Origin of the sequence: Pandoraea sp. LA3 (genome assembly GCF_022696215.1) — a bacterium.
GTDB classification, from domain to species: domain Bacteria; phylum Pseudomonadota; class Gammaproteobacteria; order Burkholderiales; family Burkholderiaceae; genus Pandoraea; species Pandoraea capi.
Genome location: NZ_PTPY01000031.1, coordinates 379,710 through 406,228, shown reverse-complemented (window position 1 = coordinate 406,228; position 26,519 = coordinate 379,710). Strand labels below are relative to the sequence as shown.

At 63.7% G+C, this 26,519-nt stretch carries 21 protein-coding genes and 1 pseudogene; 14 read left to right on the top strand and 8 right to left on the bottom strand.

Going from position 1 to position 26,519, the window contains the following annotated elements; genetic code table 11:
• The 5 genes and pseudogenes from C5N93_RS13730 to C5N93_RS13710 form a co-directional block, all read left to right on the top strand.
• Positions 1–624 (top strand): annotated as a pseudogene (locus C5N93_RS13730) (NAD(P)(+) transhydrogenase (Re/Si-specific) subunit alpha); the annotation flags it as partial.
• A 15-nt stretch (positions 625–639) separates the two neighbouring features.
• A complete protein-coding gene (locus tag C5N93_RS13725; RefSeq protein WP_242559685.1) occupies positions 640–978 on the top strand; it encodes an NAD(P) transhydrogenase subunit alpha in 339 nt (112 codons plus the stop codon).
• A 1-nt stretch (position 979) separates the two neighbouring features.
• Entirely contained in the window at positions 980–2,419 is a 1,440-nt protein-coding gene (locus tag C5N93_RS13720; RefSeq protein WP_242559684.1) for an NAD(P)(+) transhydrogenase (Re/Si-specific) subunit beta, read from the top strand.
• Between the two features lie 90 nt (positions 2,420–2,509).
• Positions 2,510–3,460, top strand: coding sequence for a LysR family transcriptional regulator (locus C5N93_RS13715; RefSeq protein WP_069344064.1), 951 nt, complete (start codon positions 2,510–2,512; stop codon positions 3,458–3,460).
• Between the two features lie 497 nt (positions 3,461–3,957).
• A complete protein-coding gene (locus C5N93_RS13710) occupies positions 3,958–5,220 on the top strand; it encodes an MFS transporter (protein WP_242559683.1) in 1,263 nt (420 codons plus the stop codon).
• A gap of 40 nt (positions 5,221–5,260) precedes the next feature.
• On the opposite strand, the gene C5N93_RS13705 is transcribed toward C5N93_RS13710, so the two are convergent.
• On the bottom strand, positions 5,261–6,019 hold the full coding sequence (locus tag C5N93_RS13705) for a hypothetical protein (RefSeq protein ID WP_069344066.1): 759 nt from the start codon (positions 6,017–6,019) through the stop codon (positions 5,261–5,263).
• A gap of 323 nt (positions 6,020–6,342) precedes the next feature.
• On the opposite strand from C5N93_RS13705, the gene C5N93_RS13700 reads away from it, so the two are divergent.
• Positions 6,343–7,062: a GntR family transcriptional regulator gene (locus C5N93_RS13700; protein ID WP_242559682.1), complete on the top strand. Its 720-nt coding sequence runs from the start codon at positions 6,343–6,345 to the stop codon at positions 7,060–7,062.
• Positions 7,063–7,113: 51 nt separating this feature from the next.
• Here C5N93_RS13700 and C5N93_RS13695 read toward each other — a convergent pair whose 3' ends face one another.
• Entirely contained in the window at positions 7,114–7,788 is a 675-nt protein-coding gene (locus C5N93_RS13695) for a GntR family transcriptional regulator (protein WP_242559681.1), read from the bottom strand.
• 210 nt (positions 7,789–7,998) lie between these two features.
• On the opposite strand from C5N93_RS13695, the gene C5N93_RS13690 reads away from it, so the two are divergent.
• The 3 genes from C5N93_RS13690 to C5N93_RS13680 all read left to right on the top strand — a co-directional run bounded on the left by C5N93_RS13690 (position 7,999) and on the right by C5N93_RS13680 (position 12,262).
• Positions 7,999–8,778 (top strand): enoyl-CoA hydratase-related protein, encoded by a 780-nt coding sequence (locus tag C5N93_RS13690; protein WP_242559680.1) that lies wholly within the window; start codon positions 7,999–8,001, stop codon positions 8,776–8,778.
• A 1-nt stretch (position 8,779) separates the two neighbouring features.
• Positions 8,780–10,039: a CoA transferase gene (locus tag C5N93_RS13685; protein WP_242559679.1), complete on the top strand. Its 1,260-nt coding sequence runs from the start codon at positions 8,780–8,782 to the stop codon at positions 10,037–10,039.
• Between the two features lie 342 nt (positions 10,040–10,381).
• Positions 10,382–12,262 (top strand): glycoside hydrolase family 15 protein, encoded by a 1,881-nt coding sequence (locus C5N93_RS13680; RefSeq protein ID WP_242559678.1) that lies wholly within the window; start codon positions 10,382–10,384, stop codon positions 12,260–12,262.
• Between the two features lie 81 nt (positions 12,263–12,343).
• Here C5N93_RS13680 and C5N93_RS13675 read toward each other — a convergent pair whose 3' ends face one another.
• Positions 12,344–13,687 (bottom strand): PLP-dependent aminotransferase family protein, encoded by a 1,344-nt coding sequence (locus C5N93_RS13675; protein WP_242559677.1) that lies wholly within the window; start codon positions 13,685–13,687, stop codon positions 12,344–12,346.
• A 225-nt stretch (positions 13,688–13,912) separates the two neighbouring features.
• Here C5N93_RS13675 and C5N93_RS13670 point away from each other — a divergent pair, with 225 nt between their 5' ends.
• The 3 genes from C5N93_RS13670 to mdtD all read left to right on the top strand — a co-directional run bounded on the left by C5N93_RS13670 (position 13,913) and on the right by mdtD (position 17,041).
• Positions 13,913–14,695, top strand: coding sequence for a sulfite exporter TauE/SafE family protein (locus C5N93_RS13670; RefSeq protein WP_242559676.1), 783 nt, complete (start codon positions 13,913–13,915; stop codon positions 14,693–14,695).
• Positions 14,696–14,821: 126 nt separating this feature from the next.
• Positions 14,822–15,397 carry a hypothetical protein gene (locus C5N93_RS13665; protein WP_242559675.1) on the top strand — a complete coding sequence of 192 codons (576 nt, stop codon included), beginning with the start codon at positions 14,822–14,824 and terminating at the stop codon, positions 15,395–15,397.
• Positions 15,398–15,595: 198 nt separating this feature from the next.
• On the top strand, positions 15,596–17,041 hold the full coding sequence (gene mdtD / locus C5N93_RS13660) for a multidrug transporter subunit MdtD (protein WP_242559674.1): 1,446 nt from the start codon (positions 15,596–15,598) through the stop codon (positions 17,039–17,041).
• A 71-nt stretch (positions 17,042–17,112) separates the two neighbouring features.
• Here the strand turns inward: mdtD and C5N93_RS13655 are convergent, their stop codons facing one another.
• The 5 genes from C5N93_RS13655 to C5N93_RS13635 form a co-directional block, all read right to left on the bottom strand.
• Positions 17,113–18,381 carry an ABC transporter substrate-binding protein gene (locus C5N93_RS13655; RefSeq protein ID WP_150721778.1) on the bottom strand — a complete coding sequence of 423 codons (1,269 nt, stop codon included), beginning with the start codon at positions 18,379–18,381 and terminating at the stop codon, positions 17,113–17,115.
• A 202-nt stretch (positions 18,382–18,583) separates the two neighbouring features.
• Positions 18,584–19,264: a PqiC family protein gene (locus C5N93_RS13650; protein ID WP_242559673.1), complete on the bottom strand. Its 681-nt coding sequence runs from the start codon at positions 19,262–19,264 to the stop codon at positions 18,584–18,586.
• Positions 19,261–20,943 carry an MlaD family protein gene (locus C5N93_RS13645; RefSeq protein WP_242559672.1) on the bottom strand — a complete coding sequence of 561 codons (1,683 nt, stop codon included), beginning with the start codon at positions 20,941–20,943 and terminating at the stop codon, positions 19,261–19,263. The genes C5N93_RS13650 and C5N93_RS13645 overlap by 4 nt, the downstream gene beginning before the upstream one ends.
• Positions 20,936–21,580 carry a paraquat-inducible protein A gene (locus tag C5N93_RS13640; protein ID WP_069344076.1) on the bottom strand — a complete coding sequence of 215 codons (645 nt, stop codon included), beginning with the start codon at positions 21,578–21,580 and terminating at the stop codon, positions 20,936–20,938. The genes C5N93_RS13645 and C5N93_RS13640 overlap by 8 nt, the downstream gene beginning before the upstream one ends.
• Positions 21,577–22,278, bottom strand: a complete 702-nt coding sequence (locus C5N93_RS13635; protein ID WP_242559671.1) for a paraquat-inducible protein A — start codon at positions 22,276–22,278, stop codon at positions 21,577–21,579. Before C5N93_RS13635 ends, C5N93_RS13640 begins: the two co-directional genes overlap by 4 nt.
• A gap of 217 nt (positions 22,279–22,495) precedes the next feature.
• Between C5N93_RS13635 and fdnG the strand changes: the two genes are divergently transcribed.
• Both fdnG and fdxH read left to right on the top strand, forming a co-directional pair.
• Positions 22,496–25,564 carry a formate dehydrogenase-N subunit alpha gene (gene fdnG / locus C5N93_RS13630; protein ID WP_242559670.1) on the top strand — a complete coding sequence of 1,023 codons (3,069 nt, stop codon included), beginning with the start codon at positions 22,496–22,498 and terminating at the stop codon, positions 25,562–25,564.
• A gap of 9 nt (positions 25,565–25,573) precedes the next feature.
• Positions 25,574–26,518: a formate dehydrogenase subunit beta gene (gene fdxH / locus C5N93_RS13625; RefSeq protein ID WP_069344079.1), complete on the top strand. Its 945-nt coding sequence runs from the start codon at positions 25,574–25,576 to the stop codon at positions 26,516–26,518.
• Position 26,519 lies beyond the last annotated feature (1 nt).

Sequence of the window (26,519 nt, the reverse complement as noted above, 5' to 3'; positions counted from 1 at the left end):
CTGGGCGCTGGCGTTGCGGGCTTGCAGGCCATCGCGACGGCCAAGCGTCTGGGTGCGGTCATTGAAGCGTCGGACGTGCGTCCGGCCGTGCGCGAGCAGATCGAATCGCTCGGCGCGAAGTTCATCGACGTGCCGTTCGAGACCGACGAAGAACGCGAGATCGCCAAGGGGGTGGGCGGCTATGCGCGTCCGATGCCCGCGGCGTGGCTTGCGCGTCAGGCGCAGTTGGTCCACACGCGCCTTACGCAGGCTGACATCGTCATTTCCACCGCGCTGATCCCGGGGCGTGCGGCCCCGACGCTGATCGCCGAAGACACCGTCAAGGCGATGAAGCCCGGCTCGGTGATCATCGACCTCGCGGCTGGACGTGGCGCGAACGGCGGCGGCAACTGCCCGCTGTCGGTGGCTGACGAAGTGGTCAAGGTCCACGGCGTGACCATCGCCGGTTACACCAACCTCGCCGGTATGGTCGCTGCGGATGCCTCCGCGCTTTATGCCCGTAACGTGCTGGACTTCCTGAAGCTCGTCATCGACAAGGAAGGCAAGTTCGTCATCGATACCAACGACGACATCGTCGCCGCGTGCCTCATGTGCCGCGACGGTCAGGTGCTGCGTGCGGCATAAAGGGGAAGCGCAAACATGGAATTGATCAATCACACGGTGATCAACCTGATCATCTTCGTGCTGGCGGTGTACGTCGGCTATCACGTGGTGTGGAACGTCACGCCGGCGCTGCACACGCCGCTCATGGCGGTGACCAACGCGATCTCGGCCATCGTGATCGTGGGCGCGATGCTTGCGGCGGGCCTCACCGAAGGCAACCTCGGCAAGACGATGGGTGTCGTGGCCGTGGCCCTTGCGGCGGTGAACGTGTTCGGGGGCTTCCTCGTCACGCAGCGCATGCTGGAGATGTTCAAGAAGAAGGATAAGGCCCCTGTGAAGGCGGCCAATGACGAAGCAGCAAAGGGAGCGCACTGACATGAGCATGAATCTTGTGACGCTGTTGTATCTGGTCGCGTCGATCTGTTTCATTCAGGCGCTCAAGGGCTTGTCGAATCCGAAGATGGCGCGACGCGGTAACGCGTTCGGCATGATCGGCATGACGATTGCCGCGCTCACGACCGTGGCGCTGATCTTCGAGTTGCGCAAGCTGTCGGGCGGCAACTATGCGGGCCTCGGTCTGATTCTGGCGGGTCTCGTCGTCGGTGGCGGTATCGGCGCCTACGTCGCTCGCAAGGTCGAGATGACGAAGATGCCGGAACTCGTGGCTGCCATGCACTCGCTGATCGGTCTGGCTGCTGTCTGCATCGCGGTCGCCGCTGTGGCCGAGCCGGCTGCGTTCGGCATCGTCGCCGCAGGGGAAGCCTTGCCGCCGGGTAACCGCATCGAACTGTTCATCGGTACGTTCGTCGGCGCGATCACGTTCTCGGGTTCGGTCATCGCCTTCGGCAAGCTCTCGGGCAAGTACAAGTTCCGTCTGTTCCAGGGCGCGCCGGTCGTGTTCAAGGGCCAGCACATGGTGAACCTGGCGCTGGCGATTGCGATGATCGGCTTCGGCATTGCGTTCTTCACTACGCTGAGCTGGACCCCGTTCGTCATCATGACGGCCATCGCCTTCGTGCTCGGCGTGCTCATCATCATCCCGATCGGCGGCGCCGACATGCCGGTCGTGGTCTCGATGCTGAACTCGTACTCGGGCTGGGCGGCTGCCGGTATCGGCTTCTCGCTGAACAACCCGATGCTGATCATTGCCGGCTCGCTCGTGGGTTCGTCGGGCGCGATCCTGTCGTACATCATGTGCAAGGCGATGAACCGCTCGTTCTTTAACGTGATTCTCGGCGGTTTCGGGGCACAGGCCGGTGCGGGCGCTGCGGCGGGCGAGCAGCAGCAACGTCCGGTCAAGTCGGGCTCGCCTGACGACGCCGCGTTCCTCATGAGCAACGCCGAATCGCTGGTGATCGTGCCGGGTTACGGTCTGGCCGTGGCCCGTGCACAGCACGCGCTCAAGGAACTGACCGACAAGCTGGTCGAGAAGGGCGTGAACGTGCGCTACGCGATTCACCCGGTGGCGGGTCGTATGCCGGGGCACATGAACGTGTTGCTCGCCGAAGCCGAAGTGCCGTACGACCAGGTGCTGGAGATGGACGAGATCAACGGCGAATTCGGTCAGACGGACGTGGTGCTGGTGCTCGGCGCAAACGACGTGGTGAACCCCGCGGCGAAGAATGATCCGCAATCGCCGATTGCCGGCATGCCGATTCTCGAGGCATACAAGGCCAAGACGATCATCGTCAACAAGCGTTCGATGGCGGCGGGCTACGCCGGGCTGGACAACGATCTCTTCTACCTCGACAAGACCATGATGGTCTTCGGCGATGCGAAGAAGGTCGTCGAGGAAATGGTCAAGGCGGCGGCCTGATCGAAGACGTGTACGGGGCGCGCCGCCGCGTGCGGCGCGCCTTCGCCATTTCGATGGCTCGTGGTTCATTTACTGGCAGGGCACAAGCACATGAACGTATCGCTGAGACAACTCAAGGTCTTCATGGTCGTGGCGCGCAGCAAGAACTTCAGCCGCGCGGGCGCCGAAATCGGCCTGACACAACCGGCCATCAGCCGCTGCATCAACGAACTGGAAGGGCAACTGGGCCTGCGTCTGGTGGATCGCACGACGCGCGAGGTGGCGCTCACGGATGCCGGCGTCACGCTCGCGAGCAACCTCGATCGAGTGCTCGACGAGCTCGAAATTGCGCTACTCCAGACCCACGGCGCAGAGGCGCGCACGACGGGACGCGTTCGCATCGGTGCCGCGCCGACCATCTCCGCCACGCTGATGCCGCGCGTGCTGCTGGCGTCGCAGGCTACCTATCCCGATATCGCACTCGCGCTCGTCGATCAGATGCAACGCGCGGTGCTCGATAGCGTGCGTGCGGGCGACGTCGACTTCGGCATCGTGGTGGCGCCGCAAGGTGCCGACGATCTGACGACCGAGCATCTGATGAGCGAGCCGTTCTGTCTCGTGTGCCGTACCGATCATCCGCTCGCCTCGCAGGCGGCCGTGCATTGGTCGGAGCTTTCGGGCGAAAACCTCGTGCTGCTCAACCAGAGTTCGGGCAGCCGTCCGCTGATCGATCGCGCGCTCACGACGCAGAAGGTGCAGGGCACCATCACGCAGGAGCTGGGGCACGTGAGCACCATCTTCCGCATGGTGCAGGAGGGACTGGGCGTGAGCGTGCTGCCGCCGCTGGCGTTGCCGCTGCCGGAGAACTCCACGCTGGCGGTGCGTCCGTTGCTGCCCGCCTTCGAGCGCAACATCGTGCTGGTACGTCGCAAGAACCGCTCGCTTTCGCCCGTCGCCCATACCGTGTGGGAGCTGATTCATCGCGTGGTGCGCGAGCGTAACAAGGGATTCGCGCTGGCTATCGAACAGGCGCAAGCTGCTGCGGCGGGCGTGGTCAACTGAATCCCCGATTCGAATCAACGACTTGCCTATCCTCATCAAGGACTTGTCCACAGACTTGAACACAAAATCTGTGGATAAGCCGACGACACTCGAAGGCGATTTGCCTGCGAGTGTCGCCGTCTGATTGCATCCCTCGAAAACCTCAATCCGATCAAGCGCTTGGGTAGCGTGCTCCGTTCGTTGTCCACAGCTTTGTGAACAAAAACGGTGGATAAGTTACGCCGATGAATTACGCCCATGAGACTCGCGCACCGTGCCCCATCACGGTTCGCGCCGTCGTCCTGCATGCCCCCATCCCGCTTTTTTCACCGTCACATTGACGCGTAGCCGGCGCCCTTCGGCCGCGATGTTGCGAAACGAGTACTGTACTGTCACGTAGAGTGCGCTAGAATTCTCAACATCGATTGCGAGTTCCGCAACGCTGGCGACTCGCACATCCTCATCAAACGACAACGCAGAAGTCTCTGCCGCGTCACGTCTGCATTTCTCCAATTTCCATGACTTCTGATATTGCGCAGCCGCGCACGGGCTTTTGGCCTGCGCGCGCGGCAACGATGGCATTGCTGTTTTGCAGCGGATTTCTTTACGCGACGTGGGGCGTGCATGTGCCCACCGTCAAGGCGATGTTCGACCTGAACGATGCGAGCCTGTCGGTGGCGATGTTTGCCGTGGCCGGCGGGGCTATCGTCACGATGTCGCGCATGGCCCGCTGGGTCGGGCGCGCCGGCAGTCAGCGCGCCAGTCTGCATTCGGGGATCGCGCTCGCGCTCACGAGCGCCTTCATTCTGTCGATGCCGAATTACTGGGCGCTGGTGGGATGGCTGGCCCTCTACGGCGCGGCGAACGCGACCTACGACGTGGCCGTGAATGCGCAGGCCGCCACGCTCGAAGCGCGTTACCGCAAACCGATCATGGCGTCGTTGCACGGCTGCTTCAGTCTCGGCGGGATGGCCGGGGCGCTGGTCGGTGGCGCCTGGCTCGCGCATCACGGATCGCCGCAGTGGCACCTCGGCCTCGCGGCGCTCGGCTGTGCCGTGGTGATCGTGGTCGGCGCGCGCTTCATGCAGCCTGACATGCTGCCCGGTGAAGCGCCGGTCGGGAGCGATGGTGAAGCGTCTCGCGTGAAGCACACGCCGCCGCCGGCACTGAGCGAGGCGTCGCGCCGTCAACTGCATCGCAAACTTACGGGCTTTGGCGTGCTGGCGTTCCTCGGGCTGGTAGTCGAAGGCGCCATGTACGACTGGACGGCGGTCTACATGCGCGAAGTGGTCTCGGCGCAGGGGGCGTGGATCGGCGCCGGATACGCGGCGTTCTCGGTCGGCATGGCTGCCGGACGTTTCAGTGGTGACCCGGTGCGGGCCCGCATGGGCGGAGCGCGTCTGCTGCGCGTGAGTAGTCTGCTGTGTGTCGGCGGGGTGCTGCTCGCGCTGTTCTGGCGTGAACCGGCCGCGGCGGTTGCGGGCTTCGCGCTGGCGGGGCTGGGCCTGTCGAACGTCATGCCGGTGATGTTCGCCGCCTCGGGGGAAGTGGCGCGTAGTGCGGGCATGGCGAGCGCCGAAGCCATCGCGGTGATGGCGCGTCTGGCTTATCTCGGTTTGCTGATCGGGCCGGTGTTGATCGGCGCGATCGCCCACGGCATCAGCTTGCCGGTGGCGCTGGGCGCCGGGTTGCTGTGCATCGTGCCGATTGCGCTGCTGGCGCCGAAGATGCTGGCGGGCGTGGACGGGCGCACTGCAAAGCCCGAGTCGCTGAGCAAGTAAGCGACTGGGCTTCGGGCGCGCCGGAAAGACTTGAGCGCGCTTACTTCAGCGTGACGGCCACTTCGCCGATGCCCTCGATGGTGCCGCGCAACTCACCCTTGCCGGCCGCAGGGATCATGCCGACGTACGAGCCGCACGTGATGATCGCCCCCGCGCGCATGGTGATGCCGCGCTTGCCGTTGTGATTGACGAGCCAGGTGAGCAGGGCGCGCGGATCGCCGCCGGTATTGAAGACTTTTTCCGGGGTGATGTCGCGGCCATCGAGCGTGAAGACAGCCTTCGGCTTGAGGTAATCGAAGCCGGCGTCGTAACCGCGGCCGCTACCGATCACGAGCGCACCGTTGTTCTGAAGATCGGCCAGTGCGAATCGGCTGTCGAGGCCCTTCTCGGCAAAGCGGCTGTCGGTGATTTCGATGGTCGTGAGCATGTCGTCCACGAACATCATCGCTTCGCGCTCATCGTATCGGCCCGGCTTGATGTCGCGTGCCAGACGGAACGCAATCTCCAGTTCGAGTCCCGGACGGAAGAAGTCGTCGAGCGCGAGCGCGCCGCCGGCGTCGCTCACCACGGACGCGGGGATCGGTGCGCAGTTCGGCAGGTCCGTCGGCGTCTTCGCACCGACCTTCCAGGCGGCGATCGTGTCGCCGAGCAGATCCAGCGTGCGCAATTGCACGGCGTAAGCGGCGTTGGCGTCGGCCGGCAGTAGCGCGGCGGCGGGCGAATCGATGGGCGTGTCGCCGCGACGGGTGTCGGCCAGCAGGCGGGCCAGCGATTCGACGGCGGGTTGGGTCTCGAACATCTTGCGAATCTCCTAGGGGAAGGGCGATGCGCCGGTCAGTCGCCGGTCGCATTTCGCCACACATCGTATACAAAATTCAGGCGATGTTGCGCTGCGACGCAAACCTGTCGCTTTCTCGGTGAAAACACCACATAACGTAGTCAAAACGGCGTCGATCTGCGAGAATCGATGCTCGTAATATTTCGTAATAATTAGTAATATTCCGAGAAATATTGCGTGATTTCGTGTGCGGCATAGCTCTGACTGTGATCGTTGCCGCTTGCGAAAGTGCTGTGCGTACCGTCGTTGTCTTTCCTTCCGAAACGAATGACCAGGGCAAGCCTATGCACTCCGTGACTTTGAACGCCGTACGCGATCACACCATCCATCCGCCCGACGTTGCGGCCAGCCAGCCGATCAGCCGTCAGGCGCTGCATCTCGCCGTGATGGACCGTCTGCGCAAGATGATTACCGAAGGCGTGCTGCCGCCGGGCTCGCATCTGAACGAGCGCGCGCTGTGCGAACAACTGGGCGTATCGCGCACGCCGTTGCGCGAGGCGTTGAAGATGCTGGCGGTGGAGCGTCTCATCGATCTGCTGCCCAATCGCGGCGCGCGTGTCGTGACGCTGTCCGCGAGCGATATCGCCGATGCGTTCGAATTGCTGAGCGGTCTCGAGGCGCTGGCGGGGGAACTGGCTTGCGAGCGCATCACCCAGGTCGAATTCGACGAGATTCAGGAACTCCATAGCGCGATGGACGCCTGCTACGCAAACGGCGATTTGCCCGGCTACTTCGACTGCAATCAACGGATCCACGACCGCATCAACGCGGCGGCGCGCAACCCCGCGCTCACGCAGATGTATCAGGCGGTCAATCACCGGCTTCAGGCATTGCGCTTTCGCTCCAATCTGCACGCCGGCAAATGGGAACGTGCGATCGACGAGCACGTCGAGATGTTGCGCGCACTGCATCGCCGAGACGGTGCGGCGCTCGGCCGGTTGCTGCGCGCTCACCTCATGGCGAAGTGCGCGGCGGTGCTTGCGAACGTGCGCGTTGCCGCCTGAGCGGCGGCAAGCTTCAAGTCTGCCGGATATGCCGGACAAGGCCGCGCGCAATCAGGCCGCGCGGCTCATGCTGACGAGCCCTTCGTTGAGCATCGCCGCAACGTAAGCGTCGGTCTTGCTGCGCAAGTGGGCTTCCATCAGCGTACGTAGACGTTTGCCATCGCGCCGACGCATCAGTGCGAGCATCTCCGCATGCTCGTCGACGGCCTGACGCCAGCGCTCAGGCGTGGGTGTCAAACGCTCGCGCACGTGGCGCAGCCGGGCGTTGAGGTTGTGGAAGTATTCGGCCAGCGGCCCGTTATCCGCCATGCGCAGAATGCTCAGGTGAATTTGCTGGTTCAGCGCGAAGTAGGCGGCATGATCGGTGCGTGCGTAAGCGGCTTCCATCTCGTCCTGCAAGCGCGCCAACTCGTTCAGATCCGCATCGGACGCCTTCTCGCACGCCTGCTCGCCCGAGAGTCCTTCCAGCACCGCCATCACGGCAAGCAGATTCACGACCTCATCCACGCTTACCCGCGCCACGCGCGCGCGGCGTGTCTCGGAAATCTCCACCAGTCCCTCGTTCGCCAGACGCTTGAGCGCCTCGCGCAGCGGCGTGCGCGACACCGCCAGCTCGTCGCAAAGCGCGCGCTCGGACAGTGGTGCGCCGGGACGCAGGTCGCCGCGCACGATGCGCGCTTTCAGGGCTTCGTAGGCTGCGGCATTCAGCGATGCAGAGGTGATCATGCGTGAGGATTGCAAAAATGGAATGCCAATTTTGAGGGTGATGTCATCATCCGTCAATCCGTCATGTCCTGATTTTCCATGTTAACCCTTATTTTTGGCATTGCTGCTTGCCAATGACGTATCGATAAATTTATCGTTTACGAAAATTGGTATACCAAAAAATCGAAACCGGACGACATTGGGTGCGTACCGGCGATTGAAGGAGGCAACGTGGCATCGACCGTTCTGACCGAGCGACTTGGCGCAATCGCGCTGGTCACGCTCAACCGTCCCGAGAAGCTCAACGCATTGACCAAGCCGATGTGGCAGGCCTTGGGGGACACCATCCTGACGTTGTCCGAGTCGCCGGATGTGCGCTGCATCGTGCTGCGCGGCGCGGGCGAGAAGTCGTTCGCGCCCGGTAACGACATCGCCGAGTTCGAGACGGATCGTGCCAATGTCGAACAGGCGCGGGCCTACGGTGCGCTCATGCACCGCACGCTCGACGCGCTGGCGACCTGTCCGGTGCCGCTCGTCGCGATGATTCATGGCATTTGCGTTGGCGGTGGCATGGAGATCGCGGCGTCCTGCGACATCCGGATCTGTGGCGAGTCGAGCCGTTTCGGCGCACCGATCAACAAGCTGGGACTCGTGATGGCGCACGCGGAGTTGTCCGGGCTCGTGCGCCTGCTCGGTCCGACGAAGGCGCTCGAGATTCTGCTCGAAGGGCGGATTTTCGATGCGCAGGAAGCGCTGCGCATCGGCCTCGTCACGCGTGTGGTCTCCGACGCCGACGTGACGCGCGAAGCCCTGGCGAGCGCGGAGCGAATTGCCGCCGGTGCACCGCTCGTGGCTCGCTGGCACAAGCGTTTCGTACGAGAACTGGTCAGTGGCAAACCGCTGACGCCAGCGCAGATCGACGAAGGATTCGCGTGCTTCGGCACGGCCGATTTTCAGGCCGGCTACCGCGCCTTCCTCGCGAAGACGATGCCGGTTTTCGAGGGGCGCTGACATGACCGGGACCAATGGAGGAACGAAGGTGGCGCAAACGAAGAGGGCCGGCCCGTTGCAGGGCGTGAAAGTGATCGAACTGTCGCACATCATGTCCGGGCCGGTGTGCGGCATGATGCTCGCGGACATGGGCGCCGACGTCATCAAAGTCGAGAAGATGGACGGGGACGACGCGCGTCGGTTCGCGCCGATTCTCTCGCACGGCGAATCGGCGTCGTTCATGATGCTTAACCGTAACAAGCGAGGCATCGCGCTCAACCTCAAGACCGAAGGCGGCTGCGCCGTGCTGCGCAAAATGCTCGCGAGTGCGGACGTCGTCACCGAAAACTACCGCAAAGGCACCATGGAGAAGCTGGGCCTTGGCTACGAAACGCTGCGCGAGGCGAACCCGGGCCTGATCTATTGCTCGATCTCCGGCTATGGACGCACGGGGCCGTACGCGGACAAGGGCGGCTTCGACCTGATTGCACAGGGGCTCTCCGGTCTGATGAGCGTGACCGGCGAACCGGGGCAGGCGCCCATCAAGGCGGGCTCGCCGATTGCGGACATCAACGCGGGTATTCTGGCGGCGCTCGGTATCTCGGCGGCGTACGCGCACCGGTTGCGCACGGGGGAAGGGCAGATCGTGGACACGTCGCTGCTCGAAGCGGGTTTTCAGCAGATGTACTGGGCCGCGGCCAATTTCTTCGCCAGCGGCGAAAATCCGCCGAAGTTCGGGTCTGCGAATCCGACGAGCACACCGTATCAGGCCTTCCGTACGCAGGACGGCTGGATCAACATCGGCGCAGCGAATCAGGCGAACTACGAGCGTCTGCTTCAGGTGCTCGACGCGCCCGAAATCGCCGGCGATCCCCGCTTCGCCACCAACGCCGGGCGCACGGCGAATCGCGAGGCGCTTGTCGAGCGTCTCACCGCTTATCTGATGCGCGACACCACGGCGCACTGGGTCGAGCGGCTCGATGCCGTCGGCATGCCGGTCGGGCCGGTGCTGCCGATTTCGGAAGCCGTGTCGCACCCGCAGATCGTGGCACGCGAGATGGTCGTCGAAACCGTCCATCCGCTCGATGGCCCGACGCGTAGCATCGGCCTGCCGATTCGTTTCTCGCAGACCCCCAAATGCACCGGCGGTCCCGCGCCCCGGCTCGGTGAACACACATATGAAGTGCTGGCCGAATACGGCTTTGATGCCGGGCACGTGCGCGATCTCGTCGCACAGGGGGCGGTGCATGTGCTCACAGAGACGGCCGAGGTGAACGCATAATGTATGAGCGGCGTCTCTCATGCGGATTCGCCGCGAGTTGACGCTTCGAAGCTAAATTCGTCAGAACTTCCCTTTCGGTGGCCGGTCGGTTTTTTTGAGCTGGCCGTGACAATGGCGTGTGCGGCCACCGATTCATCTGACCCGACGGCAACGTTGTAAGGAGGGAGGCATGACCCTTGGCAGAACCCCTGGCACAACTCTTGGCACATCGCTGGCTTACGCGCCCCCAGGATGGTCGCGCGAGCACGACGCGCGTACCATAGGGCTTCCTACGCTTGCGGTTCCGCGATCGCCGATGAGCGCGTCGCGGGATATCGTTTCTCCCACGATCGCGAGGTGAGCATGCCGGCACGCATTGAAGATTACGCAATGATCGGCGATTGCCGAAGCGCTGCGCTGGTGGCGCGCGATGGCTCCATTGACTGGCTCTGCTGGCCGTACTTCGATTCCCCGGCGTGTTTCGCCGCCTTGCTCGGCGGCCCGGAGCACGGCCGCTGGAAGATCGCCCCTGACGACTCGCGTGCGACCTGCACGCGTCGCTATCACGATGACACCCTGATTCTCGAGACACGCTTCGAAACGGTCGAAGGCTGCGTCGCGGTGATCGACTTCATGCCGCTGCGCGATGGCGCGGCCGATCTAGTTCGTCTTGTGAAGGGCGTGCACGGTACCGTATCGATGTCGATGGAGTTGATTCTGCGCTTCGATTACGGGGCGTCGGTGCCGTGGTCGCGTCCGCTCGACAGCGACGATCCCACGGGCCCCGGCATGCGGCTCATCGCCGGACCGGACAAGGTCGTGATGCGCACCCCCGTCGAGATTCAGGATGTGCCGGGAAGTCTGCGCGCGCGCTTCGACGTGAAGGCGGGCGAGACCGTGCCGTTCGTGCTCTCGCGCGTGCCGTCGCACCACGCCGATCCGCGCGAGATCGACCCGCTCGCGGCACTCACCGATACCGAGCGCTACTGGCGCACGTGGGCCAATCGCTGTCAGCTCGACGGGCGCTGGTCCAGTGCGATTCGTCGCTCGCTCATCGTGCTCAAGGCGCTCACGTTCGTGCCGACGGGCGGCGTGGTGGCGGCGCCCACGACGTCGCTGCCCGAGCAGTTAGGCGGCGAGCGTAACTGGGACTATCGCTATTGCTGGTTGAGGGATGCCACGCTGACCTTGCAGGCGCTGATGCTCGGCGGCTACTACACCGAGGCCAGCGACTGGAGTCGCTGGCTGGTGCGTGCGGTCGCGGGTGCGCCGTCGCAGGTGCAGATCATGTACGGGTTGTCGGGCGAGCGGCGTCTGCCGGAATGGGAAGTCGACTGGCTGCCCGGTTACGAAGGATCGAAGCCCGTGCGCGTGGGCAACGGCGCGGTCGGGCAGTTGCAACTGGACGTCTACGGTGAGGTGATGGACGCCCTGCATCAGTCGCGCCTTGGCGGGCTGCCGCCGGACGATGCCACCTGGGAAGTGCAAACGAAACTCGTGGCGCATCTCGAGACCGTGTGGCGAGAGCCTGACGAGGGGATCTGGGAGGTGCGCGGCGGACGTCAGCACTTCACCTACTCGAAGGTGATGGCATGGGTGGCGTTCGACCGCGCGATCAAGTCGGCCGAGCGGTTCGACTTGCCGGGGCCGGTGGACCACTGGCGGCAACTGTGCAAGGAGATTCACGCGGACGTCTGTGCGAACGGCTTTGACAAGTCGCGCAACGCCTTCATGCAGGCCTACGGTTCGTCGGAGATGGATGCGAGTGTGTTGATGATCCCGCTGGTGGGTTTTCTGCCGCCGGACGATCCGCGCGTGATCGGTACCGTCGAAGCCGTAGAGCGCGATCTGATGAAGGACGGGCTGGTGCAGCGTTATCGCACGAGTCGTGTCGACGACGGCTTGCCGGCCGGTGAGGGCGCGTTCCTCGCGTGCAGCTTCTGGATGGTCGATTGTCTGGTGATGATCGGCCGTCACGCGGATGCGCGCGCGCTATTCGAGCGGTTGTTGTCGTTGCGCAATGACGTGGGGCTGCTGGCCGAGGAATACGACACGACGCACGAGCGGCAGGTCGGCAATTTCCCGCAGGCCTTCTCGCACATCGCGCTCGTGCACGCGGCGATTCGTCTCGAGGCGCTTGCTGACGATGACCGTGCCGACGACGCGGCCGACAACCCCGACACCGAAGACGAAGGCAGGTTCGAGCATCTGGAGCACGTGGGGTATCGCGCCATTCGTGCATGATGAGCGTGATGCCGAGGTGATTCACCGTAACGCGGAGGCCGGTTCGTCCGGCCTCTCGCCATTTGTGTCCTCGCCGTAGCTTCACTCCGTCAGATCGAAGTCGTCTTCCCGGGCGTTCAGAATCCCGGCGAGGGTACGCAATCCCATGTCCAGCAGTTCCATGGACGGACCCGCGAGCGCGAGCCGTACGGCGTTGGGCGCGTGGCCTGGCGTAACGGCAAACGTCGTTGATGGCGTCAGTCCGATGTCGTGGCGAGACGCGGCCGCCACCAACGCCTGCGAGCGCCAGTGCGCGGGGAGCGTCAGCCAGAGGTGATAGCTCTTGCCGCTCGTGCGCACGTCGAAGCCTGCGAGGCAATCGGCGGCGATTCGTTGGCGTGCCTGCGCATCGAGGCGCTTGAGTCGCACGAGTTCGTCGATGGTGCCGTCGCGCATCATGCGCTGCGCGGCCGCGAACGCGTAGCCCGGTGCGGCCCATCCGCCCGAGCGCACCGCCGCCATCACACTTTCCCGAAGTCGCGGCGGGACGACGAGAAACCCCAGATTCAGACCCGGCGCCACACGCTTCGACAAGCTGTCCACGACGACGCAGCGCTCCGGCGCATGTGCCGCGAGCGGCTTGGCGTCGTCGAGAAAGCCATAGACGTTGTCTTCGATCACGGTGATGTCGAGCGTCTCGACCACGCGCAGCAGCTCGGCGCGTCGTGCCGGGCTCATCGTCATGCCGAGTGGACTTTGCAACGTCGGCTGGAGATAGACGGCGGCAAGTTGTCCTTCGCGGTGCGCGCTCTGTATCGCTTCGGGACGCACGCCGCCCTCATCCATCGCCAGCGGCACGAGCGTCACGCCGAGACGCGCGGCGATCCCCTTGATGAAGGGATACGTCAGTATTTCGACGCCGCATCGTCCACCGGGCGGCACGACGGCGGCGAGCGCGGTGGCGATGCTCTGACGCCCGGCGCCGGTAAAGACCAGTTGATCGGGAGACGGCGCCCACGGTCCGTGCGCGAGGAACTTCGCTGCGGTGTCGCGCACGGTTGCCGTGCCGCCGCTCGTGGCCGGGCGTAATGCGAGTTCGAGATCGGCAGGGCGCTCCAGTCCGGCAAGACTTCTGGCGATGAGCGCCGATTGTGTCGGGAGAATCGGGAAGTTGAACTCCAGATCGATGCGCACACCGCGAGGCTCCCCCGGCGCGGCGACACCGCGTCGCGCGTCGCCCGAGACGAACGTTCCGCGTCCTACTTCGCCCACGACCAGTCCACGCCGTAGCAGTTCGGCGTAGACGCGGCTCGCCGTCGAGGCGGCAATCCCCTGCGCATCCGCAAAATCTCGCTGCGGCGACAGACGATCGCCCGGCGCCAGCGTGCCGTTGGCAATCTCTGCCGCGACTTGGTCGGCGAGCTTCAGATAATCGGCCTTCGTCATATATTGCACCGAGAGCAATGTTTTAATTGCACCGACTTTAGCATCGGAGCATTCTGTTTGCACCTGCCGTTGCCGCTTGTCTGCAACGTTCTCTCGCCCCCATTCCCCGGCAGGTGCATTCGTCCAAAGGAGACGCTTCGTGTTCGCTCAGTCATGGTTTTTCGAATCCTTTATCGCAGGCGCATTGCCATGTCGGCACGGCCGCGCACCGGCAGGAAGTGCGTGATGGCGCTGCCTCTGTTGCCCGGTCCTGAACTCTCAGTCACGACCGCCATCGTCGCGTTCGCCGCCGTGTTTCTGATTGCGTTCATGAAAGGCGCTTTCGGCGGTGGCTTCTCTATCGTGGGGATTCCGCTGCTGTCGTTCGTCATGGACCCGGTGAGTGCGGGGGGACTTCTCGCGCCGCTGTTCATTGCGATGGATCTGTTCGCGTTGCGTTACTGGAAGCCGTCGACATGGTCGCGGCCGGATCTCGCGCGACTGGTCCCGGGATTGCTGGTGGGCATCGGTGTGGGATATGGGTTGTTTCGTGTGCTCGACCATCGGGCGATTTCCATCGTGATGGCGGTAATTACGCTGATGTTCGTGGGGTTGTGGCTGCTGTCCGGGGCAAAGCCAGTCACGCGGGAGCGTTCCACGCCGAAAGCGATCACGGCCGGGGTGGCGTCCGGTGTAACGACGATGGTCGCGCACTCGGGCGGTCCTCCGCTGGCGATGTATCTGCTGCCGCTGGGCCTGACCAAGGAGGTGTACGCCGGTACGACGAGCCTGTTCTTTACCGTCGGGAATGCGACCAAGGCGGTGCCGTGGCTTCTGCTGGTGCGTCCGACGGGATCGGTGTGGGTGCTGATGGGCATCTGCCTGTGGGCAATCCCCGTCGGTGTGTTCGCCGGGTGGCGGCTACACGCGAATCTGGATCAACGCCAGATTTACCGCGCTTGCTACGGTCTGCTGGTGGTCACGGCGATGAAGCTGCTATGGGACGGCATCTCCGGCTATCTCGCCTGATCCGGATGTCATGTAGGGAGCATGTCGGTCGGTGGCGTGCGGGAGGACGGGTAAAGAAAGTCGTGCAATCTGCCGTAATACTTTCGAATCCTTACTTTTCCGTTTTTCACGGAGGCCCCTCGCTCCATGACCATCATCATTCCGACCAAGAGCAGCGCGACGTCCAGCATGCTCGACATCTGGCAGTCGCATATCCAGCAACAGCAGGCCGACAAGGCGCAGGCCGCGCAGGCCGGGACGAAACCGGCCGCGACCGCCAATTCAACCAATACGGCCAGCCAGACGAGCGCGACGCCGGCTTCAGGGGCCGCCGGAAACGCGAATGCCACGGGTACGACCAACACGTCGAATCCGAATGGCATTTCCGAAGCGCCCGCGAGCGATGGCGTCAGCCAACTGGGCGACAAGACGCTCGTGGACCTGCGTTCGGTGAATCAGAGCGCAAAGGATCAGGGCAAGGCGCAGGCCGCGCCGGACGCGGGCGCTGCGGGCAACGACATCGCCTCGCAGACCATCAAGAAGCTCAAGGAGATGCTCGCCAAGGTCATGGCGCAGCTCGACGCGGTGCGCAACAACGACCGTCTGCCGCCTGAAGAGAAACTCCAGCAGGTCAACGCGCTGTCGTCGCAGGCCATGTCGATTCAGGCGCAGATTCTGGCGCTGATGAGCCCGACCGGTAATCACGTCAACACGACGGCCTGATGGCTTGATGGCCCGACGGGCCTGACACCGTCCAGCGCGCGCACCGGACGGCATCTCACTGATGCACGGGACTCATCGATTGCTGCGAAACGTGCATCGATGAGTCGGCGCGTCGCGGGGTGAAAGCGCGCTAAAATTCTGCCTTCGCTTAATTCTTCTCTGACGCGTGGCTCGCCGCCGCGCGCCGTCCCCCGCCGCATGAAGCAAGACAAGACGCTCACCGCCCTGCTATGGATCGTTGCGGCGGGTTTTTTCATGCAGGCGCTCGATACGACCATCGTCAATACGGCACTGCCAGCGATGGCTGCCAGCCTCGGCGAGAACCCGTTGCGCATGCAGCCGGTGGTCGTTTCCTACTCGCTCACGATGGCTATGCTGACGCCCGCGTCCGGCTGGCTCGCCGATCGTTTCGGCACGCGACGCGTCTATTTCGTCGCGATCCTGCTGTTCGTGCTCGGCTCGATCGCCTGCGCGATGGCGCACACGTTGCCGCAACTCGTGATCGCGCGGGTGCTGCAAGGGGCGGGCGGCTCGATGCTCCTGCCGATCGGGCGTCTGGCCGTGCTGCGCACGTTTCCCGCCGGCGAGTATCTGGCGGCGCTGGCCTTCGTGTCGATTGCCGGGCAGGTCGGCCCGATGATCGGCCCGGTGCTTGGCGGCTGGCTCGTGCAGGTGGCGTCATGGCACTGGATCTTTCTCATCAACGTGCCGATCGGTCTCATCGGTAGCCTCGCGGTGAGACATTACCTCCCGCGTCCCAAGCAGGACGAGGTCATCGACACCGGTTTCGACTGGATCGGCTTCGCCTTGCTGTCGGTCGCGATGGTGTCGTTCACGCTGGCGCTCGATCACCCGTTCTCCGATACGGGATGGTGGCCGTCGGTGTTGCTCGCACTGCTCTGCGTGGCGACGACCGTGGGCTACTGGCCCTACGCCCGTCGTCGGGTGGCACCGTTGTTCCCGCTAGAACTGTTCGAGACGCGCAGCTTCAGTCTCGGCCTCCTGGGTAACCTCGTCGCCCGTATCGGCAGCAGCGCCGTGCCGTTCCTGCTGCCGTTGCTGCTTCAGGTCGCCATGGGTTACAGCCCGTTGGCCTCGGGCCTGATGATGTTGCCGGTCGCGCTGGCGGGCATCGTCGTCAAACGCATGGTCACGCCGCTCGTGGTGCGCTTCGGCTACACGCGCTTTCTGATGGTCAATACGGCCGTCGTCGGCGGATCGATTGCCAGCTTCGCACTGTTCGGGCCGGGCTGGCCGATCTGGCTGGGCCTGCTGCAACTGGCAGTCTTCGGCGGTGCGAACTCGATGCAGTTCGCGGCGATGAACAGCGTCACGCTCAAGGATCTAGGCACGCGTCGCGCGAGTGCCGGCAACGGCCTGTTCTCGATGGCGCAGATGCTCGCTCTCGGGCTGGGGGTGACCATCGGCGGCCAGTTGCTGGCGCTGTTCGGCCATCTGGCCGGTCAGGCGGGAGAGATCGGCGTTGGCGGTACGGTCGCCGGTTTTCGCATGACGTTCGTCTGCGTTGGCCTGATCACGCTCGCGTCGGCGTTGGTGTTCCGTCGCGTGGAAGATCCTGCGGCAGGGGCGAGCCGTGACGGTGGCGCAACGCCTGCGGCGTCTGCCACCGATCTCAAGCGCTGAAGTAAACTTCTGAGGCAAACGTCAGATCGGACACCACGCCTGACCTGCACGTTACCTCACTGTTTCGCTGCTTACTTCTTCACCAGCGCACACTTCGATTCCGCGAGCGGGGCGAACGCCTTGTCGGCGGGAATCGTCTCCAGAATCTTGTACAGATCCCATTCCGACTTCGACTCTGCGGGCGTCTTCACCTGCACCAGCAGCATGTCGTGCACGAGCTTGCCGTCGGCGCGAATCTGACCGTTGCGGATCACCGGGTCGTCAATCTTCATCGACTTGAGCTTGGTCATCACGGCGTCGGCTTCGTCGGTGCCGGCGGCCTGAATCGCCTTCAGATAGTTGAGCACGGCCGAGTAGACGGCGGCCTGCATCATCGTCGGCATCTTCTTGTGCTGCGCGTAGAAGCGTTGTGCGAAGGCGCGTGAACGGTCGTCCTGATCCCAGTAGAAGCCGTTCGTCAGAATCATGCCCTGCGCATTCTTCAGGCCCATGCCGTGGACCTCGGTGATCAGGGAGAGCAGCGGCGTGAACACCTGCTTGCCGCTCTGGATGATGTTGAACTGCGATGCCTGCTTGACGGTGTTGAGGGTATCGGTGCCGGAGTTGGCCAGGGCGATGACCTGCGCGCCGGACGTCTGCGCCCGCAGCAGGTACGACGACAGGTCGGGCGAGTTGACCGGATGCTTCACCGAGCCGACGACCTTGCCGCCCTGACGCGTGAGGATCTCGCTCGCATCCTTTTCCAGCGCCTGACCGAATGCGTAATCGGCGGTGATGAAGTACCACGACTTGAGCCCGCGACGCAGCAGTGCCTGCGAAGTCGAGTTCGCCAGCGCGTAGGTGTCGTACATCCATTGCACGCTGTGCGCCGTGCATTGTTCGTTACTGATGGCCGACGATCCGGCGCCGGTGACGAGGGCGATCTTCTTCTTTTCGTCGGCGATGCGGTCGACCGCGAGCGCAACGTTCGAGAACGTGAGGTCGGTAATCATGTCGACCTTGCCCCGGTCGTACCATTCGCGGGCGATGGTTGCCCCCGTATCGGTCTTGCCCTGCGAGTCGGCCGAGATCAGTTCGATGGGGGCGCCGAGCACCTTGTGGTCTCGCGAGAAGTCGTCGATGGCCATGGTGGCGGCCAGCACGCTGCCTTTGCCCGCGTTGTCGCTCGACACGCCCGACAGGTCGGTGAGCACGCCGATCTTGACGACGCCGTCCGAGATGGCGGCGGCGTGCGCCGCGGCGGCGCTCAGGGCAAGCGACGACAGGGATGCGAGGGAAGTCAGGGCAAGTGAAGCAGCGACGGCAATCGTACGGCGCAAATGGCCGGCAAGGCTGGGCATGACGTGTCTCCAATGTTCGAGTTATTCGCGCTATGGCGACCTGCCGCCGGCATCTCTGATGGATGACCCGTGCGGCAAGTCTCGAACATCTTAAACATCACGTAATCGATTGCGCAATCCGTAATGCGCTCGACGCGCATGGGGATTTCCCGACCTTTCCGATGGGCTGGCCCGTGCTCAGGGCGCCGGATTTGCTACCTGGTCAATTCGGGCAGCGGGGTGTTGCCGTGCCTTGTGCGCTGGTGGCGATGGCGTTGCCGATGCCGTCCGCCAGCCGGTCGACGAGCTTGCGCTGCGCGCTCACGACCCCGGAGATCCCGCCTGACGCAGGTTCGGTGCCCGCAAAGCGGCACGTCAGCACCATGTCGCCCGGCACCTTGCGAACACTCCATACGGCGGTGAGGGCCGCCTGCTCACCGGGCACGGATTCAAAGCGCTGTACCGACGTCGACACGCGATACACCGTCAATCCGTCGGCACGCGGGAGTCCGTAGACATCCATCGCGCCAAGGCGCTGGGTGAGATCGCGAGAGATCGTCGACGTCAGCTCCGTCTTGAGCGGGGCGGACCAGCGGGATTCTTCGAGGATATCGACGCGTCCGCCACCGCGCGTGACGACGATCTGCGGCCGGTCGACCTGCTCGGGCACCGCGACCGGCGAGACTTCGACGGCGTACGGCGTGGCCGGCGCGCTCGCGTTCGGGGCACCGCCGGTCGTGCCGGTCGCGTCGGTGAGCGTGTAGAACGTGGACTGCGGCGACGCGCAGCCGGCCAACACCAGCGCGAGGGCGGCTGCGGCGGCGAATGCCGCCAGCGGGGTGGCGCGCGCCGCTGACGTCGAACGCGGGGGCTGGCTACGGGTCATCTCGGGCGGCCTCGTCATGGTTGCGGATCCTTCGGTTTGCCGCGCAGCAGTGCTTCAGGGTGTTGCTGCAAGTAATCGGCGAGGGTGTTAAGCGAGCGCAGTGTCTTCGTCAGTTCCTGCATGGCCTGACGCACGTCCTGCTGCACCGGGGCATCTTCGGACAGGGTTCGCTCGGCGGCGCCGAAGCTCTTCTTCGCTTCGCCCAGCGTGGCCTTCGCCTCGGGCGCGATTTCGCTGTCCAACTGACGGAACAGGCCTTGCGCACTCTCCAGCGTCTTGTCGAGCTTGCGCAGCGAGGAATCGAGATTCTGTCCGATGCTGTCGAACGGAATCTTGTCGAGCTTGCTGGCAATGTCGGCGATCTGAAGCTGCAACTGGTCGAGCGTATTCGGCACGGTCGGCATTTGCAGCGTGTTGTCGATCATCTCGGCCTTGGCAGGCTTCGCGCTCGGGAAGAAGTCGAGCGCCACGTACAACTGACCGGTCAGCAGGTTGCCGGTGCGCAACTGGCCGCGCAGGCCGCGCTGCACGAGGGCGTCGAGAATCTTGTGACTGTTCAGCTCCGTGGGCGGCACACTGTTTTTCGGGTCGCGACGGCGCAGGCGATCCGGGTAGATGTCAACCGTCACCGGCATATTGATCTGCTTGGTGGCCTGATCGAATTCCACGCCGATCGACGTGACTTCACCCAGCGTGATTCCCCGGAAGTCCACGGGCGCGCCGACAACCAGCCCGCGCAGCGACTGCTGGAAGCGGAACACCACGCGTACAGGATGCGTGTCGGGGGCCTTCATGGCGGTCGCTTCGTCCGGCGCCAGACGGAATTCCTGTCCCGGCTTGGCGATCACGCCCGCGCCCGAGTCGCTCGGCGCCTGGAAGGCGATGCCGCCGATGACCACCGACGCCAGCGACTGCGTATTGACCTGGAAGCCGCTCGAATCGAGTCGCAGATCGATGCCGCTGGCATGCCAGAAGCGCGTGTTGGTGCCGACATACTGGTCGTAAGGGGCCTGAACGAAGACACGCAGCGTGACACCCTTGCCGTCGGGATCGAGCGAATACGCCTCGACCTGACCGACCTGAATGCGCCGGTAGTAAATGGGGGAGCCGATGTCGAGCGAGCCGATGTCGGTGGCGTGCAGCACGAACGGCTTGCCCGGCTGCCCGCTGGAGACGACGGGCGGCACTTCCAGTCCGGTGAAATGACTGACGCTTTCCTTCGACTTGCCGGCGTCCGCGCCGATGTAGGCGCCGGAGAGCAGCGTCGACAGACCCGAGACGCTGCCGCCGGCCACGCGCGGGCGCACGACCCACCAGCGCGAATCCTTGACCGCGAAGTTCTTGGCGTTCTTGGTGAGGTCGACCGTCACGCGCACGTGCGAGAGGTCGTCGGACAGCTCGATGCTCTTGACCGTGCCGATGTCGACTTCCTTGTACTTGACCTTGGTCTTGCCCGCTTCGAGCCCTTCCGCCGTCTTGAAGTCGATGGTCACGCTGGGGCCTCGCTCGATGAGGACCTTTGCCACGAGCGAAAGTCCGATCACCGCGGCGACCAGCGGGATCAGCCAGACGAGCGACGGCGCCCAGCGCTTGCGCGGCTCGATGGCCGGTGTGGGCAGGGTGTCGGTGCCGCCGGGCGGCGCGCCTTTCGACGGTTGCGGATCTTGGGTGTCTTTCGGGTCTTTCGGATCAGTCATGATCGTCCTGTTCGGTGTCGTCGTCGCGGATCTGATCCCAGATCAGGCGAGGGTCGAACTGCATGGAGGCCAGCATGGTAAGCACGACCACGGAGCCGAAGGCTACGATGCCGGGGCCGGCCTGAATCACGGCCAGCGACTGAATGTTCACGAGCGCCACCATCAGCGCGACGACGAAGACATCGAGCATCGACCAGCGGCCAATGAACTCGACCATGTGATACAGCTTTGTACGTTGGTGCGGTTTCCAGCGCACGCCGCGCTGCGCGGTAAAGCACAGCAGCGACAGCGCAAAGAGCTTGAGCATCGGGACGAGAATGCTCGCGGTGAAGACCACGATGGCCAGATCGTACTCGCCACTGGTCCAGAAATAGATCACGCCGCTCATGATGGTGTCGCTGGAGTTTCCGAGCAACGAACGGGTCTGCATCATGGGCAGCACGTTGGCGGGAATGTACAGGATCGCCGCCGCAATCAGCAAGGCCCAGGTGCGGGTGAGGCTGTCGACCTTGCGCTGGTGCAGCACCGCGTTGCAGCGCGGGCAACGCGCCTTCTCCAGTGTCTTGACCTCGCGCGAAAGGCGCCCGCAAACATGGCACGCAACGAGTCCTGCCGCTTTGGCGGAGAGATATTTCATCGTGGCACCGAGCGCGACGGCATCGCTTTCGTGGCATTCGCGGCATTCGCTGTGGATGGATCGGCAGCCTTCGCCGCCTTCAACGCTTCCACGGCCGGGTCGGGCGTGCGGTCGATCACGATCCAGAGATTGCGCAGGTCGTAGGAGAGCACCAGCGCGAGCAGCATGGTCAGCGCGCCGAACGCCCAGAGGGCGACGCCGGGCAGCACGCTGGCCATGGCCGAGAGTTTGACCAGCGAAACCAGTACGCCGAGCATGAAGACCTCGATCATGCCCCACGGGCGGCAGAACTCGATGGCGCGCATCACATGGAACACGCCATATGGGCGTCGACCCAGCGAGAGCGGCGTAATCAGATGAATCAGCGCGAGCAGTTGCGACAGGGGAAACAGCACGGTCGTGGCGAACACGAGCAGCGCGACGAGCCACATGCCCTCCCGATACAGCGCCCAGGCGGCGCCCACGAGCGTCGTCTCGGTGTAGATGCCCTGTACCTCGATCTCGACGATAGGAAACGCGTTCGCGATGGCGAACACGATCAGACACGTCAGGGTGAGCGCGAGCACACGCGACAGGCGCAGGTCGGGAGAGCGGTAAAGCACTGAATGACAACGAACGCAGCGAGCAGTCTCGTGCGGCGGCAGGTCCGTGCGACGGTGCAGGGTGTCGCAGTTCGGACAGGCGATCAGGCTCGTCACGTCATCTTCTGGGGGCAATGTATCCATTACCGGGGACCGTGACCAAAGTGACGCTCAGAATACCAAAATGTCAAGGAAGTTCCCATGTAATCCCCCGCAACTAAAGCTCAACGCAACATACGGCATGGTTTGTGCTAAGTCACGGAAATCATTACTTCTTTGCTCTATACTCAACACACTCCCGCAAAGTTTCTCAAAATTTGAGGAGAATTCCCCCATGCTTAATATGTCCAGGCGCCAGTTCCTCAAAGTGAGTGGCGCAACGCTGGCCGGGTCCAGCCTGGCAATGCTCGGGTTCGCGCCCGACGCGGCGCTGGCGGAAGTCCGTCAGTTCAAGCTGGCGCGAGCGACCGAGACCCGTAATACCTGTCCGTACTGTTCGGTGGCCTGCGGGCTGCTCATGTACAGCTATGGCGACGGTGCGAAAAACGCGAAGAAGAGCGTTTTCCACATCGAAGGCGACCCCGATCACCCGGTCAATCGCGGCACGTTGTGCCCGAAGGGCGCCAGCCTCATCGACTTCATCCACAGCCCGAACCGCCTCACCTATCCGGAATACCGCAAGCCGGGTTCCGACAAGTGGGAACGGATTTCGTGGGACGACGCGCTCGATCGCATCGCCAAGCTGATGAAGGCCGACCGCGATGCCAACTTCGTCGAAAAGACGGACGACGGCATGACGGTCAACCGTTGGCTCACTACCGGCATGCTGGCCGCGTCGGCATCGAGCAACGAAGTCGGGTACATCACGCACAAAGTCATCCGCAGTACCGGGATGCTGGGATTCGATAACCAGGCACGTGTCTGACACGGCCCGACGGTGGCAGGTCTTGCCCCGACGTTTGGCCGTGGAGCGATGACGAACCATTGGGTCGACATCAAGAACGCGGATCTGGTACTCATCATGGGCGGCAACGCGGCCGAGGCACACCCGTGCGGTTTCAAATGGGTGACCGAGGCGAAGGCGCACAACAAGGCGCGCCTGATCGTCGTCGACCCGCGCTTCAACCGTTCGGCATCGGTCGCGGATTATTACGCCCCGATCCGTACCGGCACGGATATCGTCTTCCTCGGCGGGTTGATCAACTACCTGCTCACGAACGACAAGATCCAGCACGAATACGTCAAGAACTACACCGACTTCACCTTCCTGGTGAAAGACGAGTTCGCGTTCGAAGACGGCATCTACTCGGGTTATAACGCCGAGAAGCGTACGTACGACAGGAGCTCCTGGGACTACCAGAAGGGCGCGGACGGTTACGTCATCACCGACCCGACGCTGCAACATCCGCGTACGGTGTTCCAGTTGATGAAGCAGCATTACTCGCGCTACACCGTCGACATGGTCGAACGGGTGTGCGGTACACCGGCCGACAAGGTCGAGTACATCTACAAGCAGATCGCCGAGTGTTCCACCCCCACGCGCACCATGACCATCATGTACGCGCTGGGCTGGACGCAGCACTCGATCGGCTCGCAGATGATCCGTACCGGCGCCATGGTGCAGCTTCTGCTGGGCAACATCGGTGTGGCGGGCGGCGGCATGAACGCGCTGCGCGGTCACTCGAATATTCAGGGCCTGACCGACCTGGGCCTGATGACCGATCTGCTGCCGGGCTACATGTCCTTGCCCAAGCAGGCCGAGCAGACCGTCGAGCAGTATCTGACGGCGCGCACGCAAAAGCCGTTGCGTCCGAATCAGTTGAGCTACTGGCAGAACTATCCGAAGTTCTACGTCAGCCTGATGAAGGCGTGGTGGGGCGATGCGGCGACCGCCGAGAACAACTGGGGCTACGACTATCTGCCCAAGCTCGACAAGCCGTACGACCTGCTGCAAGTGCTTGAGCTGATGAACCAGGGCAAGATGACCGGTTACATCGCGCAGGGCTTCAACCCGCTCGCGGCGGCCCCGGCCAAGTTCAAGTGGGATCAGGCGCTTGCCAAGCTCAAGTTCCTCGTGATCATGGACCCGCTGGCGACCGAGACGTCGGAGTTCTGGAAGAACTTCGGCGAGCACAATAACGTCGACTCCAGCAAGATCCAGACGGAAGTGTTCCGCCTGCCGACGACCTGTTTCGCCGAGGAAGACGGCGCGCTGGTCAACTCCGGCCGCTGGCTGCAATGGCACTGGAAGGGTGCCGAGCCGCCGGGCGAGGCGCGCACCGACATCGAGATCATGTCGGGCCTGTTCCTGCGCATTCGCGAGATGTACAAGACGCAGGGCGGCAAGTATCCCGACCCGATCGTGAATCTGGCATGGCCGTACGCCCAGCCGGAGAGCCCGTCGCCCGAGGAGCTTGCCAAGGAGTACAACGGCCGCGCGCTCAAGGACATCGTCGATCCGAAGGATCCGACCAAGGTCACGCGCAAGGCGGGTGAGCAACTGGCCGGCTTTGCGGAGCTGAAGGACGACGGCAGCACGTCGTCGGGCTGCTGGATCTTCGCGGGTTCGTGGACGCAGGCGGGTAACCAGATGGCACGTCGCGACAACAGCGATCCGACCGGCATCGGTCAGACGTTGAACTGGGCGTGGGCATGGCCGGCGAACCGTCGCATTCTCTACAACCGTGCGTCTGCCGACCTCGCGGGCAAGCCGTTCAATCCGAAGCACAAGCTGGTGTGGTGGAACGGCAAGACCTGGGGCGGGGCCGACGTGCCGGACTTCAAGGTGGACGAAGACCCGGCCGGTGGCATGAGTCCGTTCATCATGAACCCGGAAGGCGTGGCGCGCTTCTTCGCCAAGGCGGGTATGGCCGAAGGGCCGTTCCCCGAGCACTACGAGCCGTTCGAGACGCCGCTGGGCTACAACCCGCTGCATCCGAAGCAACCGAAGGCCACGAGCAACCCGGGCGCCCGCGTGTTCCCGGACGATCTGGCCACGATGGGCAAGGCGGACAAGTTCCCGTATGTGGCGACGACCTATCGTCTGACCGAGCATTTCCACTACTGGACCAAGCATGCGCTGCTGAACTCGATCATCCAGCCGGAGCAGTTCGTCGAAATCGGCGAGGCGCTGGCCAAGGAGATCGGGATCGTGGCGGGTGACACGGTCAAGGTGTCGTCCAACCGCGGCTATATCAAGGCCAAGGCGGTCGTCACCAAGCGTCTGCGGGCGCTCAAGGTGGACGGCAAGACGATTCACCACGTGGGCATTCCGATTCACTGGGGCTTCAAGGGATTGACCAAACCCGGGTTCCTCGCGAACACGCTGACGCCGATCGTAGGCGACGGTAATTCGCAGACACCTGAGTTCAAGTCGTTCCTGGTGAAGGTCGAGAAGGCATAAGGGGGCGCCATGGCATTGCAATCACTGGATATCAAACGGCGCTCGGCAACGACCTTGCCGTCGCCCTCGGTGCGTGAAGCGCACACGGGCGACGTCGCCAAACTCATCGACGTTTCGAAGTGCATCGGCTGCAAGGCGTGTCAGACCGCCTGCATGGAGTGGAACGATCTGCGCGACGAAGTCGGTACCAACGTCGGCGTGTACGACAACCCGGCCGACCTGACGGCGGACTCGTGGACGCTCATGCGTTTCACCGAGTACGAAAACCCGAAGGGCGACCTCGAGTGGCTCATCCGCAAGGATGGCTGCATGCATTGCGAGGATCCGGGCTGCCTGAAGGCCTGTCCGTCGCCGGGCGCCATCGTGCAGTACGCGAACGGCATCGTCGACTTCCACGAGGAAGCATGTATCGGCTGCGGGTACTGCATTACCGGTTGCCCGTTCAACATCCCGCGCATCTCGCAAAAGGATCACAAGGCGTACAAGTGCACGCTGTGTTCCGATCGCGTGTCCGTGGGGCTGGAGCCGGCCTGCGTGAAGACGTGCCCGACCGGCGCGATCATGTTCGGCACCAAGGACGCCATGAAGGACCAGGCGGCCGAGCGTATCGAAGACCTGAAGTCGCGGGGCTTCGACAACGCGGGGCTGTACGATCCGGCGGGAGTGGGCGGCACGCACGTGATGTATGTGCTGCATCATGCCGACAAGCCGTCGCTGTATCACGGCCTGCCGGACAATCCGCGCATCAGCCCGATGGTGACGTTCTGGAAGGGCATCGCCAAACCGCTGGGGGTCGCCGCCATGGCGCTCACGGCGATCGCCGGCTTCTTCCACTACATCAAGACCGGTCCGAACGAAACGACCGAGGAAGATGAAGAGGAAGCCCGCCGGTACGATGCGTCTCGCAAGGGGCCCGACGGCTCGAAGGGCGTTGTCACGCACGAGGAGGTCTGAC

What these genes read in the sequence shown, in the direction of transcription:
- C5N93_RS13725 (WP_242559685.1), top strand. Translation starts at nt 640, where the DNA reads ATGGAATTGATCAATCACACGGTGATCAACCTGATCATCTTCGTGCTG.
- C5N93_RS13720 (WP_242559684.1), top strand. Translation starts at nt 980, where the DNA reads ATGAGCATGAATCTTGTGACGCTGTTGTATCTGGTCGCGTCGATCTGT.
- C5N93_RS13715 (WP_069344064.1), top strand. Translation starts at nt 2,510, where the DNA reads ATGAACGTATCGCTGAGACAACTCAAGGTCTTCATGGTCGTGGCGCGC.
- C5N93_RS13710 (WP_242559683.1), top strand. Translation starts at nt 3,958, where the DNA reads ATGACTTCTGATATTGCGCAGCCGCGCACGGGCTTTTGGCCTGCGCGC.
- C5N93_RS13705 (WP_069344066.1), bottom strand. Translation starts at nt 6,019, where the DNA reads ATGTTCGAGACCCAACCCGCCGTCGAATCGCTGGCCCGCCTGCTGGCC.
- C5N93_RS13700 (WP_242559682.1), top strand. Translation starts at nt 6,343, where the DNA reads ATGCACTCCGTGACTTTGAACGCCGTACGCGATCACACCATCCATCCG.
- C5N93_RS13695 (WP_242559681.1), bottom strand. Translation starts at nt 7,788, where the DNA reads ATGATCACCTCTGCATCGCTGAATGCCGCAGCCTACGAAGCCCTGAAA.
- C5N93_RS13685 (WP_242559679.1), top strand. Translation starts at nt 8,780, where the DNA reads ATGACCGGGACCAATGGAGGAACGAAGGTGGCGCAAACGAAGAGGGCC.
- C5N93_RS13680 (WP_242559678.1), top strand. Translation starts at nt 10,382, where the DNA reads ATGCCGGCACGCATTGAAGATTACGCAATGATCGGCGATTGCCGAAGC.
- C5N93_RS13675 (WP_242559677.1), bottom strand. Translation starts at nt 13,687, where the DNA reads ATGACGAAGGCCGATTATCTGAAGCTCGCCGACCAAGTCGCGGCAGAG.
- C5N93_RS13670 (WP_242559676.1), top strand. Translation starts at nt 13,913, where the DNA reads ATGGCGCTGCCTCTGTTGCCCGGTCCTGAACTCTCAGTCACGACCGCC.
- C5N93_RS13665 (WP_242559675.1), top strand. Translation starts at nt 14,822, where the DNA reads ATGACCATCATCATTCCGACCAAGAGCAGCGCGACGTCCAGCATGCTC.
- mdtD (WP_242559674.1), top strand. Translation starts at nt 15,596, where the DNA reads ATGAAGCAAGACAAGACGCTCACCGCCCTGCTATGGATCGTTGCGGCG.
- C5N93_RS13655 (WP_150721778.1), bottom strand. Translation starts at nt 18,381, where the DNA reads ATGCCCAGCCTTGCCGGCCATTTGCGCCGTACGATTGCCGTCGCTGCT.
- C5N93_RS13650 (WP_242559673.1), bottom strand. Translation starts at nt 19,264, where the DNA reads ATGACGAGGCCGCCCGAGATGACCCGTAGCCAGCCCCCGCGTTCGACG.
- C5N93_RS13645 (WP_242559672.1), bottom strand. Translation starts at nt 20,943, where the DNA reads ATGACTGATCCGAAAGACCCGAAAGACACCCAAGATCCGCAACCGTCG.
- C5N93_RS13640 (WP_069344076.1), bottom strand. Translation starts at nt 21,580, where the DNA reads ATGAAATATCTCTCCGCCAAAGCGGCAGGACTCGTTGCGTGCCATGTT.
- fdxH (WP_069344079.1), top strand. Translation starts at nt 25,574, where the DNA reads ATGGCATTGCAATCACTGGATATCAAACGGCGCTCGGCAACGACCTTG.